The sequence below is a fragment of the Paenibacillus qinlingensis genome (assembly GCF_031455095.1).
Classification (GTDB): Bacteria; Bacillota; Bacilli; order Paenibacillales; family NBRC-103111; genus Paenibacillus_E; species Paenibacillus_E qinlingensis_A.
Genome location: NZ_JAVDSB010000021.1, coordinates 22,451 through 34,638, shown reverse-complemented (window position 1 = coordinate 34,638; position 12,188 = coordinate 22,451). Strand labels below are relative to the sequence as shown.

Sequence of the window (12,188 nt, the reverse complement as noted above, 5' to 3'; positions counted from 1 at the left end):
TCAAAAAAACTAAGGAGCTAAGGGGAAACATCAACATCCCCTTAGCTCCTTCTATTTCTCCTACCGTTCGGAGCGATAAATCTCCTTCACTAAGCGATAAGCCAATTTCGGCTTGCGATACTCGCTGAGCAATCCTTTGTTGTTGAAGCTCCGCGCGCGGTCGCGAAAGTAAGGACGGTCGCTCCGCACATCGACGCGAATGTCGGCGAAATGCCAGATCAGCGTGCCGACGATGCGCGGATCGTCGCGGAAGATTTTCAATGCGCGCGTGACGACGTCAGCTTGATAATCTTCACTGAAGAGGCGCGGTTCCCAGCCTGCGTCACCGAAAATGCCCGCTGCGCCGAACTCGCTCATGATCACAGGCTTGCCGCCAGCGCCTTGTTTCTCGGCATTTTTATAGTAGTTCTGCAGCATAGTACTAAATCCGTCAACGCTGCCTTCATACCAGCCGTAATACTTATTAATCCCGATGACATCGAAGTAAGATAATACGATATCTTCCTCCGGTTGCATCGTCGCATAAGTGACGAGCCTGCTGGAGTCCATGCTGCGGATTTTGCTTACGAAAGCTTTGGTAAGCTCCAGCGCTTCTTGAGTCCGTGTATCGATTTCATTGTGTGCGCCCCAGAAAATGATAGACGGATGATGGTAGTCGCGGCTAATCATTTCGCCCAGCATGTGAACGCCGCGCTCTCTGAAGATCGGGCTTGCCAGCGTTTCCACACTCATGAAACAACCCCACATCGGGATCTCGCTCCAGAGCAGCATGCCATGCTCATCGAGCAGATCGATCCAGAACTGGCTTTGCGGATAATGGGAGCCGCGCACAATGTTACAGCCCATGTCGTTCAAGATATCCAAATCTTTTAGCATGAGCTTAGGCGGGAATGCGAATCCCCACTCGGGGTGCTCTTCATGACGATTCACACCTTGAAGATAGAGCTTTTTGCCATTTAGCAGGATATCACTGCCCTGAACTTCAATGGTACGGAAGCCAGTCCGATCGATGAGATCATCATCACCAGTTTTAACCGTAAACGTATAAAGCGCAGGTTGACCGACATCCCAACGCTTAATATTAGCTAGGCTTCCACTTAGGGAGATGCTGCTCGTTTGACCAGCACCAACTGTGACATGTGCAGCGGATAGGGAAAGTCCGTCTGTACTCGCACTCACATCAATTTGGCAATCTTCTTGGCTTAACGAACTTACTTGAATGTGCAGCTGAACTTCAGCTGTGTTGTTATTCAATTGATAATCAATTTTCATTGAATCAATATAGACGTCAGGCAATTCTTGAAGCTCAACAGAACGAATAATGCCCCCGTAGGAGTGCCAATCGGCAATGTCTGTCGGCAGTGTCTGCCAATCCACCGTATTATCCACGCGAATGACAAGCTCATGCTTGCCTGTTGCGAGGTGTGGGAGAATCATTGAGAACTGTGTAAACCCGCCAAAGTGGTAGCCGATATGTTGTCCATCCACGTAGACATCGGCATGATGAAGAATGCCTTCAAAGACCAGTCGAATATTCGCTTCTTTCAGGGTATCAAAATAAGTGCGGTACCAAGCTGCACCAATATAATCATAAGTGCCTAGCTCATTATTCCAGCAAGAGGGGACGACAAACTTTTTGGAATTCGTTGGGAAGTGAGAAGCCCAATCTTCGGAAACACCTTTATTGTCAGGATCTGTGATGAAATCCCATAATCCATCTAAAATTCGGGTAGGTCGCAAGTTATGCTGCTGAAAAGTACGTATCACGTTCATTAAGCCCCTTTCATGTATGTTTCGTATAGCGTATCATAGAAGAAGAAGGAATTTGAATGGATAAACCGCAACGCTTTTTGTCAAAATCGCTACAAGGTTGGTGAATCATTCTTTTGAATAACCACCGAATTTATCATCATCGACTCTCGTATGAGAAGCCGCCAGTCCCCGGTTGGAAAGATATTCGGAATACGACAGATGTACACTCGCTGTATTGGATTATGAGTGGTGAAGGGGAATTTCGCCATGAGACGGATGGTGTGCCGCTGCACGTACAGACTGGGAATTTGTTGTATCTAAAGCCTGGATTTACACTAACGATGACATCTTCTACAGACAAGCCGTTATGTATTAGGATGCTCCTTTTTGATGCATGGGATATTCCCTATGAAAATCTGAATTGGTTGAAGCCAATTTCTGTAGATGCGCTGACAATTCCCTTCTATAAACCCTATACGCTTGAACAATCGGATTGGCTGGAAGCACAGCTTACCCGGTTATGGTCCTTTCATGGAACAGATCCAGAAATACGACAGGCTGAATTCCAGTATGTCTTAGTGCGGCTAATTCAATTCATGCGTGATACAGATACGTCCAGTGACCCTTATATGAAAGCCTTTCAGCAAGCCAAGATGTGGATCGAAACCTGCTATCATCAGCCCATTCGGCTGGAGGAGTTAGCGAAAACCTACCATATCTCTGTATCACAGTTACGTAAAATGTTTATGAAACACGAGGGTATCTCGCCCAAGGCGTATTTAAATCAGGTGCGGAATGAGCAAGCGAAGACGATGCTTTTACTGACCGATGAGCCGATGAAGGCGATCGCGGATGCTTGTGGATTTGCAGATGAGTTTCATTTTGGTAAAATGTTTCGAGTATGGAACGAGATTTCACCGGTTCGTTTTCGAACAATGAACAAATAGAGAGGGGCTAACCGAATTATGGGTGCCGAGATTGAAAGAAAGTATTTATTGCCCGCATTTCCTGCGGCTGAACTAGCAAATAACGAATTGGCTCAAGTATCTAAGCAATACATTTATCAAACCTATTTGGCCTTCTCCGATGATCAGGAAATTCGCGTCCGCCAGCTCATCGATAGCTCAGGGGAATCACAGTATACGCATACCTTCAAATCGGGACACGGGATGGTGCGAGAAGAAGTCGAGTACGGTATAACTGAGCCCATCTATAAACAGTTGCTGGATCGCACGGGATTGATTCCGTTAGAGAAAATTCGTACGACCCTTGAAGCGAATGGATTTACTTACGAAATCGATGAATATAAACAAATTGATTTGCTTGTCGTTGAAGTCGAGTTCCCTAATTTGCAGGCTGCGCAGCAGTTTGTGCCACCTGCCTGGTTCGGAAGAGAGCTCGGTTCAGAAGAAGAATTCCGTAATAAATCCATGTGGGTTGCCTTACAGAAGCGCTAATTCCAATGGGGGAAGGTGGTAGGCAGCATGGCTAGACCACAATTGGTTCTTGATGTTGCAGGCGTACTCGTAACGAATTTCTCACCACAAGCTTGGAGCGGATTTTCTAGTGGCACGGAGGGGGAGTCCCTAGTTTCCTTGCCTCAGCGCTTTAAAGAAATTAAGGGCGATCTGTGGGTCGGTAAAATGAAAGAAGAGGACTTCTGGGTCTGGTTGAACGATTTGTTTCCAGAGCTGAACAACAAGGTTGATCGTTCATGGATACTCCAACAATTACAACCGTTAGCGGCGATGCAGCAACTGGAAACGTGGAGTCAGCACGCGGATATTCACTTGCTCAGCAATCATCGAATTGAATGGCTGACACATCTGCTGGACCCCATTCGACCCTATTTAAAAAGTGCAACGATCTCAAGCGAGGTGGGGTGCTGCAAGCCAAATGGTGAGGTGTACGAGCTAGTTCACACGTATTTGGCCAAGGAGCAAGCGGCGATCTTGTTCGTAGATGATCAAGAGCGCAATCTTGCGCCTGCTAGAGCTATTGGTTGGCATACCTTACTGGCCGATGCGGAAGGAACTTGGATGAGTCGGGTTACGGCATTTATAAATGAAAATAAGTAATAAGTAATAAGTCCCCACGCCATCTTGGATTCGTTAGGGAAGTGTGAGTAAAAAACATGCTTCCCTAAAATGCGAGATAGAAGTTTCACAACATTTTCTAGATATGATCTAGTAGTGTTAGAACTTCTAAAGGAATTGTGAGGGCCATCTATGAATTTAATCCACTATTATCGTCAGCAATTTATCGAGTTAACAGCCCAGTTCGAGCAAGTGTGGGAGGAAGACTCGCAGTATAAATTCGGTTTTCTTTGGCGTTTACAAGGAACCACTCCCTATAAAGAAATATTCCATATGACTCAAACCGGGCAAGAACCACTATATCTCATGTATGCCATTGAGCTGCCAGAGTCGTATAAAAGAACAAACATTAGCGATGTTATCAAAAGTGTCGCTTCTGACTATGAGTTGTCCATGTACGTATTCTCTAGCAAGATTATGTTGACCTCTTGTATATCCATTGAATATCTACAACAGACGTCATTAGGCTTTATTCATCATGCTCGTGCTGAGTTGATCGATTTAGTCTTCTCCGTTATCCAACAAGTAGATTATGAAATCGTATAGATCTTGCCTATTTTGATATCTATAATAGAGATAGATGGATGAGCGCAAACCGATGGGGTGGGTACGATGCTGAAAGACCTATTAAACAATTTTTCGATCGTAGCGGTATTTGTATTTATTTCTGTTCAGATTTTTTACTCTCCTAAATTAAAGGCAACAACTCGATGGAAATTTCAACTATTGGCGGGTATTACGCACGGGTTATTCGGTGTTGTACTTGCCTTTCTTGGTGTCCATGTGGGCGAAAGGCACATTTTAGATTTGAAAGCGATTGCAATATTGATGGCCACGTTCATTGGTGGAGGCGTCTCGGGATTTATCACAACGGTTATCATTATTATTGGTCGAACGATTATAGATCCTGCGGTTTTGCTGCGCGTATCGATTCTGGGCTTTATTATTTATGCGGGATGCACGCTTATTCATTCCTACATCCGGGACTTCGCGGTCAAATGGTTGCTGCTCGTGTTATGTCCTGTCAGTGTTTTATACGTCGATATGGTCATGATTTATCATCTTCCTGCCACTGAACTTGTGATTCCGAACTTACTCCTGCATCTCGCAGCTGGACTGTTCGTAGCTGGACTTATCCGCTATTTCCTACGCGCTGAAGAACTTAGAGGGCAAGTACGTCATATGCAGCAAGAGCTATCGGATATTCTGCGGTTCCAACCTGGGCTTACGTTTAAGCTCAAAAAAGTACAAAATAAACTGGTATTCACCATTATCGATGGTCAATTATTGCAACAGCTAGGGATTAAACCCGACGACTATTTCGATCGAGATGTTCATGCGATTCCCTATTTTTCGCAGGATGTTGCGCATTTCTTACACGCGAAGTATGAAGAAGCTTATGAAGGAAAGCCAGTGGCTTATGAGATGGACGTCCAAGGGAAAGTTATCTTCACGACTTTACAACCCGTATTTGATGGCGAACAGGTGGTTGAAGTTATAGGTTCAGCAACAGATGTTACCGAAAGAACTTTGGCGGAACGTCACATACAGGAAAGTGAGGAACGGAATCGGATTCTCGTTGAGAACTCGCAGGAAGGCATCCTTGGCTTCACAACAGAAGGTGAAATTACATCGGCGAATCAAGCGGCTTGTCAGCTCTCGCAAACCAGGTTAGAGGACATGCTAGGCGTTAAAATGACGGCATTTCTCCCTCTTTCGGAACAGAAGCTGTGGGAACAGCATTTTCAAAAAGTGCTTATCAGGGAAGAAAATGTGAGGTTTGAGATTACACTTCTTTCATTAGAGGGAATACGAAGAAACTATCGGGTTACACTTTCAGCTTATCATCACGCAACAGGTGAAGTGAAAGGCATTGTGGGTACGCTGCACGATTTTACGGAAGCCTCCATGCGTCATGCGGCTGATCAAGCGAACCTAGCGAAGAGTCACTTCATCGCCAAAATGAGCCATGAAATTCGTACGCCTTTGAATGGCATCATCGGGCTATCACAACTTTTAGGGAAAACACAACTCTCTGATCATCAGAAGGATTATTTGACGAATATAACCTCTTCCTCACATACGTTATTGGGGATTATCAATGATGTATTGGACATATCCAAAGTAGAGGCGGGGAAACTGGAAGTAGAACGAACAAGTTTTCATCTGGATGGGCTGCTGAAGGAGCTCTCCAACATTTGCAGTGTGTTATCGAAGAGCCATCCGATTGAGCTTATTTTTAGCACGCCAGCTGAACTGCCTAGACAATTACTAGGAGACCCGCTGCGATTGAAGCAGGTTCTGTTGAATCTCTGCAGCAATGCAATTAAATTTACTAGCGCGGGCTATGTCATGCTGCATATCGAGCTGTGTCCGCAGTCAACACCTGAAGAGATACGACTGCAGTTTAGTGTAGAAGATTCCGGTATTGGCATATCGACAGATCGCCTTTCTTTCATATTTGAACCTTTCTCTCAAGCAGATGGCTCAACGAGTCGCGAGTATGGCGGAACGGGTTTGGGACTTCCAATCAGTCAACATTTGATCAGTCTAATGGGCGGGGAACTTAACGTTCAAAGCACAGTTGGAAGCGGGAGCCGGTTCGTATTTACGCTGCCATTCCAAGTGATTGAGCAGGACGATCCTGATGAGTGGGATATTGGCGAGGGGAATACCCCTTATCGCATATTGGTTGTCGAGGACCATCCGCTGATGAGAAACAGCTTGCAGGAAATGTTGGAGTCATTCTCTCTCCTAGTCACGACCATTCCTTCATGGTTTGCGTTATTTCAGCAACTGAGAGACCAAGAAGAAAGAGATGATGAGTATCCGTGCCTCATCCTCGATATGGAAAGTGATGACATGTATGGCTTAGAGACATGGGATACGCTCCTTACCAACCTTCATCGAGAGCGTACGCGCATCATTTGCTTGACATCTTCCATGGGGAAGGAAGAGCTTCTCACACTTCCTGAAGAGATCAGGCCTGATGCGGTGCTGGTTAAACCGATTAGTCGACTAGAACTGCATCAGACGTTGAACTATTTGTTCCACGCTAAGGATCAGGCACAAGAAGTTGCTGATGGGCCGAAATCGAATGACTCCCTTGCTGATGATGCAAAGGGGCATATTCTTCTTGTTGAAGATAATGATATTAATCAACAGGTTGCTACGGAGCTCATTGAGGAGCAAGGCTATAAGGTTATCTTAGCGACGAATGGTCAAGAAGCATTGGATAAACTGGAAAAAAGCGAGTTTGCATTGGTTCTAATGGATATCCACATGCCCGTTATGGACGGTGTAGAAGCAACGAGACGTATTAGGCTGAATCCAAAATTTCATGAATTGCCAATTATCGGACTTACAGCTAACGTGGTCAAACAGGACCATGAAGCCTATATCCGAATGGGCATGAACGATATCGTTAGTAAACCATTAGATGTGAAGCATCTGTTTCGAGTCATGCATAAATGGATAGAGCCTAAGGGCGCGAATGAGCGAGAAAGAAGCATGAAGGAACCATACCTTGTTGAAGAAACTCCTTATTATCAAGGCATTGCTGCGATAGACTGGGAAGGGGCTTTGGCCCGCGTAGAGGGGAAAGAAAGTATCCTTCTCGTTATGCTGCAGTTGTTCAAGAAAAATTATAGCGATTTTGCTGATCAGCTTCGCGAATATCAACGTGAGGAGGATTGGGTGGCTGCCAAAAGAGCAGCACATACCCTCATCGGTGTAGCAGGGAGCTTGTCGGCCGATGCTCTGCATGCGGAAGCGGTTAAGCTCCAATCCGCGATAGTCGTGAAAGCAAATTACGTGGAGCAGCTTGCTGAGATTGAAGCGGAAATTAAACGTATTATCGTCTGTATTCCGGATGAAGCGTAAGCGGTGATGAAGGAACAGTGTCAAAAATAAACAAACAAAAACCGTTCCACGGCATAGCTCACAATGAGCGTTATGCAATGAAACGGTTTTTGTTCTACACGCCTGAATAGGCCATAAATCCGCCATCGACTGGGATCGTCGTACCCGTAACGAAGCGGGACATATCGGAATCGGCTAGCCACAGTAACGTGCCTAATAGATCCTCCGGCTTGCCGAAACGGCGCATCGGGGTGTGGGAAATAATTTTATGCGAGCGGTCCGTTAGTGAGCCATCTTCTTTCATTAATAATTTGGCATTTTGCTCTGTCAAAAAGAACCCTGGTGCAATGGCATTCACACGAATGCCGCTTTCTGCCAAATGAACAGCCAACCATTGCGTAAAGTTGTCGATAGCTGCTTTTGCTGCGCTGTAGGCAGGAACTTTCGTCATTGGCGAGGGTGCGCTCATGGAGGAGATATTAATGACGGTTGCGCCTTCTTTGCCATGCATATGTTTCGTAAACACTTGCGTTGGAATCAGTGTTCCCACGAAGTTCAGGTCCAGCACGTTGCGGAAACCAGGGATACTTAGATCATAGAAGGATTGTACATCGGGATTCGTCATATCTTCCATTTTGAAAATCTCATTCGTCGTATTCGCACTGGCATGGTTGCCACCCGCACCATTAATGAGAATATCACAGGTACCCAGTAATTCCCTCACTGTAGCTGCAGCTTGCTCTACACTTTCAGCTACGGTGACATCGCAGGCAACAGCGATCGCTTCGCCACCAGCCTCCTCAATGTCACGAACCACAGCTAAGCCTTTCTCGTGGGTGCGATTCAGAATAGCAACACGTGCGCCTTGTCTAGCTAGTTCGATAGCCATCACGCGGCAAAGTACACCAGCGCCCCCTGTAATCACAACGACTTTCCCCTTGAGGGATGGAAAATTAGTTAATGCGCTCATATTCGTTAACAGCTCCTTTGTGTGATGTAACCTCTTGGCGACACAGCATGTCCCAAAGTCCCCATAAATACATGATCCCTAATGCGCGGTCATAGAGCCCATACCCAGGTCTGCAGCGCTCATCCCAAATATGTCGGCCATGATCTGGACGGCAGAAGCCTTCGTAATTGTTGGCATGCAACGCCTGCACAATACCTGACATATCCACTGTGCCATCCTTCGTACGATGAGAGGTCTCGATGAAATCACCATTCTCATATACGCGAACATTCCGCAGATGGGCAAAAGGAATCCGATCCGCGAATTCGTGCACGATCGAGACAATATCATTGCTCGGGTTCGCACCGAGTGAGCCACTGCACATCGTAAGCCCGTTATACGGGCTGTCATGCAAGGCTAAGAAGCGGCGAATATTCGCTTGGCTCGTCATTAAGCGCGGAAGTCCAAAGACGGACCAAGGCGGGTCATCCGGGTGAATCGCCATTCGAATTCCGTGCTCGGCGGCTACAGGAATAATTTCATCCAAGAAATACTTGAGGTTCGCCCAGAGATGTTCTTCTGAGACATCTTTGTACGCATCAAAAAGATCGGTCAAATGAGCCAGCCGCTCAGGCTCCCAGCCAGGCATGCTGAAATCAGGATTGGCATTAATTCGACCGACATGCTCAGCGAGATCAAGATTGGCAATTTTACTTTTCTCATAAAATAATGCCGTCGAGCCGTCTTCCAGCTCCTTATGTAAATCCGTACGTACCCAGTCGAAGACGGGCATGAAATTGTAACAAATGACTTTGACACCAACTTGTGCTAGTGTTGCGATCGTTTTCTTATAATTAGCGATGTAGTTATCACGACTTGGCAGTCCTAATTTAATATCTTCATGAATGTTGACGCTTTCTACAACTTGCATATGCAGGCCAGCGGCATCAGCTTCAGCTTTAATCTTCTGAATCTTGTCCATTGGCCATTCTTCACCAGCAGGAACATCATGGAGTGCCCAGACGATACCTTCTACACCAGGAATTTGTTTAATTTGCTTAAGCGTGACCGTATCATTGCCCTCTCCAAACCAGCGGAATACCATTTTCATAGCTGTGCACTCGCCTCCATTGTCATCAACCTATTTGAAATACGTAGGGAATTTCTCTTTCAATAATGCTTGATCGGCAATGCCGACGTGAAGATGAGCATGGATTAACTGCTCTGCCGTATCAGGCTTCTGCTCCTTGATGGCATCAACAATTTGCCCATGTTGCGCATAAAGCTCATCCCAATGGTGATCCGTTGCTAAGCGAAGCATACGGGTACGGTTCAAATGCACATTAATCTGCCCAATGACCGCCCATGTGTTCATTTTCTTGCAGCCTTCAAAAATCGTGCGATGAAACGCTTCATCAAGTTCGAACATTCTCTTGTAGTCTTGTTCATCCATGCAGACTTTCTGAGAGGCCAAATTCATTTGAAGTAAACGCAGGGATTCGTCTGGAAAAGACAAACAGGCCAAGCGAATAACAGCGCTTTCTAGATGTTCGCGAATGAAGCGTGCTTCATCGACCAGCTCCAAATCAATGCGAGAGACGACCGTACCGCGTTGCGGATAGATGTCGAGCAGGCCTTCCTGTGCGAGTTGGACGAAGCTTTCCCGAACAGGCGTCCGACTCACACCAAAGCTAACCGACATTTCTTTCTCCGAAATGGTGGCCCCTGGAAGCAGGGTAAGACTTAGAATTTGATCTTTTAGCGTGTGGTAGACAGCATCGCGGGTTGAGTTAATTAGTGGTTTTTTGAAAAAATCCATGCGGGTCTCCTTTGCTACATGTAACCTAAAATTATATTACCATACTTGTATGGTAGTGTGGTAGTGGGTGATTAATTGGATTTTAACGTAACTTTTCCCCGACAGTTGCTTATAGGTAAACTCGCCGACTTCCTTTTACAGGAAATGGTTGTCGGATCGAGAAGTGTTGTAGCTATCACAGAAAAGATGAGGAGTCCACCAATGTCGATAGACCCTATACAAGAGAAATGGCTAATTGAGGCCGATATAATGAGCATCCAAGAAGCGATGACGGCGGGGGTGGTTACCTCGGTGCAGATCGTGCACATGTATCTAGCTCGTATTACGAAGTATGATTCGGAATTGCATGCCATTTTGGAAATAAATCCAGATGCACTGCACATTGCGGAAGAGCTAGATAAAGAAAGAAGTTCCAAAGGAGTGCGTGGGATATTGCATGGTATTCCTATTCTATTAAAGGATAATATCGATACGAAAGACAGGATGCATACGAGTGCTGGCTCACTATCCCTCGCTGATTCGTGTGCTGCTGAAGACTCTTTTGTTGCGTCTCAGCTTCGTGCAGCTGGCGCCGTCTTACTTGGCAAAACCAATATGACCGAATGGGCTGGTTTCATGTCCGGTCAAATATGGGCAGGGTATAGCGCGCGAGGCGGATTGACCCTGAATCCGTATGGCCCTGGTGAGCTCTTCGTCGGCGGGTCAAGTTCTGGTTCCGCTGCAGCGACGGCAGCACATTTTGCAGCTGCTGCCATTGGCACTGAAACATCGGGCTCGATCATTAGCCCTTCCAGCCAAAACAGTCTCGTTGGTATCAAGCCGACCTTAGGGCTTGTTAGTCGATCAGGAATCATTCCGATTGCACATAGTCAAGACACTGCGGGCCCTATGGCTAGATCGGTTCGGGATGCAGCGATCGTACTTGGCGCTTTAACAGGAATAGATGAGAGGGATGGGGCTACGTTATCAAGTAAGGGGCATGCTGTTCAGGATTATACCCAATTCCTTGAAGAGGGTTTCTTGGCAAAAGCTCGTATCGGAATTCCCCGTTTTTATTATGCGCATTTAGACCAAGCTAGACTTGAAATCGTTGAAGCGGCAATTGCTGCTTTGAAGCAAAAAGGGGCAACGATTATCGATCCGGTCGTACTGCCCTGTGAACAAATAAAATGGGATTACAATGTCATGTTATACGAGTTTAAAAAGGGCTTGAATGATTATCTAGCACAGCTGCCCGAACATGTACCGGTGCATTCTTTGGCTGAAGTCATTGCCTTTAATGATGAGCATGCGCCGAAGACACTGAAATATGGGCAAGGCAATTTACTGAGGTCAGAGCAAACAAGCGGGACATTGACGGAACAAGCCTATATGGACAGTCTGAGGCAAAATGGGGAGTATGCTCGTGCGCTCGGCATCGATCATGCCCTAGGGGAGCATCAGCTGGATGCGCTGTTGTTCCTAGGGAATGAAGGCGGTGCTGATCTGGCCGCTAGAGCGGGCTATCCTTCAATCACGGTACCTGGCGGGTACGCTGCAACAGGGGTTATCGCGCCAGGCGGTTACATAACCAAAGGCCCGCAAGGTATTACTTTCGTTGGTACGGCGTATAGTGAACCTACGTTGCTTCGGATTGCTTATGGATTTGAACAAACAACAAAACACCGCATGCAGCCCGAGCTTCCCTAGATAGGGTCAGCGCGAGTCACAT

At 46.3% G+C, this 12,188-nt stretch carries 10 protein-coding genes; 6 read left to right on the top strand and 4 right to left on the bottom strand.

All coding sequences use genetic code 11. The features are described 5' to 3' along the window. Nucleotides 1–60: 60 nt before the first annotated feature. Nucleotides 61–1,767, bottom strand: coding sequence for a glycoside hydrolase family 2 protein (locus J2736_RS30345; protein WP_310502319.1), 1,707 nt, complete (start codon nucleotides 1,765–1,767; stop codon nucleotides 61–63). 119 nt (nucleotides 1,768–1,886) lie between these two features. Here J2736_RS30345 and J2736_RS30340 point away from each other — a divergent pair, with 119 nt between their 5' ends. The 5 genes from J2736_RS30340 (at nucleotide 1,887) to J2736_RS30320 (ending at nucleotide 7,730) form a co-directional block, all read left to right on the top strand. Next, the gene (locus J2736_RS30340) at nucleotides 1,887–2,699 is read left to right on the top strand and encodes a helix-turn-helix transcriptional regulator (RefSeq protein ID WP_310502318.1); all 813 of its coding nucleotides are present in this window, start codon (nucleotides 1,887–1,889) and stop codon (nucleotides 2,697–2,699) included. Nucleotides 2,700–2,717: 18 nt separating this feature from the next. Further along, nucleotides 2,718–3,209 carry a CYTH domain-containing protein gene (locus J2736_RS30335; RefSeq protein WP_310502317.1) on the top strand — a complete coding sequence of 164 codons (492 nt, stop codon included), beginning with the start codon at nucleotides 2,718–2,720 and terminating at the stop codon, nucleotides 3,207–3,209. A 27-nt stretch (nucleotides 3,210–3,236) separates the two neighbouring features. Beyond that, nucleotides 3,237–3,830, top strand: coding sequence for an HAD-IA family hydrolase (locus J2736_RS30330; RefSeq protein WP_310502316.1), 594 nt, complete (start codon nucleotides 3,237–3,239; stop codon nucleotides 3,828–3,830). Between the two features lie 150 nt (nucleotides 3,831–3,980). Continuing rightward, nucleotides 3,981–4,394 carry a hypothetical protein gene (locus J2736_RS30325; protein ID WP_310502315.1) on the top strand — a complete coding sequence of 138 codons (414 nt, stop codon included), beginning with the start codon at nucleotides 3,981–3,983 and terminating at the stop codon, nucleotides 4,392–4,394. Between the two features lie 66 nt (nucleotides 4,395–4,460). Continuing rightward, complete coding sequence (locus J2736_RS30320; protein WP_310502314.1) at nucleotides 4,461–7,730, top strand: response regulator; 3,270 nt, start codon at nucleotides 4,461–4,463, stop codon at nucleotides 7,728–7,730. A gap of 94 nt (nucleotides 7,731–7,824) precedes the next feature. On the opposite strand, the gene J2736_RS30315 is transcribed toward J2736_RS30320, so the two are convergent. From J2736_RS30315 to J2736_RS30305, 3 genes are read right to left on the bottom strand one after another with little or no spacing between them, the layout of a single operon-like run. Continuing rightward, nucleotides 7,825–8,679 (bottom strand): SDR family oxidoreductase, encoded by an 855-nt coding sequence (locus J2736_RS30315; protein WP_310502313.1) that lies wholly within the window; start codon nucleotides 8,677–8,679, stop codon nucleotides 7,825–7,827. Then, nucleotides 8,663–9,769 carry a mannonate dehydratase gene (gene uxuA / locus J2736_RS30310; RefSeq protein WP_310502312.1) on the bottom strand — a complete coding sequence of 369 codons (1,107 nt, stop codon included), beginning with the start codon at nucleotides 9,767–9,769 and terminating at the stop codon, nucleotides 8,663–8,665. Before uxuA ends, J2736_RS30315 begins: the two co-directional genes overlap by 17 nt. 30 nt (nucleotides 9,770–9,799) lie before the next feature. Further along, complete coding sequence (locus J2736_RS30305) at nucleotides 9,800–10,477, bottom strand: GntR family transcriptional regulator (protein ID WP_310502311.1); 678 nt, start codon at nucleotides 10,475–10,477, stop codon at nucleotides 9,800–9,802. Between the two features lie 201 nt (nucleotides 10,478–10,678). On the opposite strand from J2736_RS30305, the gene J2736_RS30300 reads away from it, so the two are divergent. Further along, nucleotides 10,679–12,166 carry an amidase family protein gene (locus tag J2736_RS30300; RefSeq protein WP_310502310.1) on the top strand — a complete coding sequence of 496 codons (1,488 nt, stop codon included), beginning with the start codon at nucleotides 10,679–10,681 and terminating at the stop codon, nucleotides 12,164–12,166. Nucleotides 12,167–12,188 lie beyond the last annotated feature (22 nt).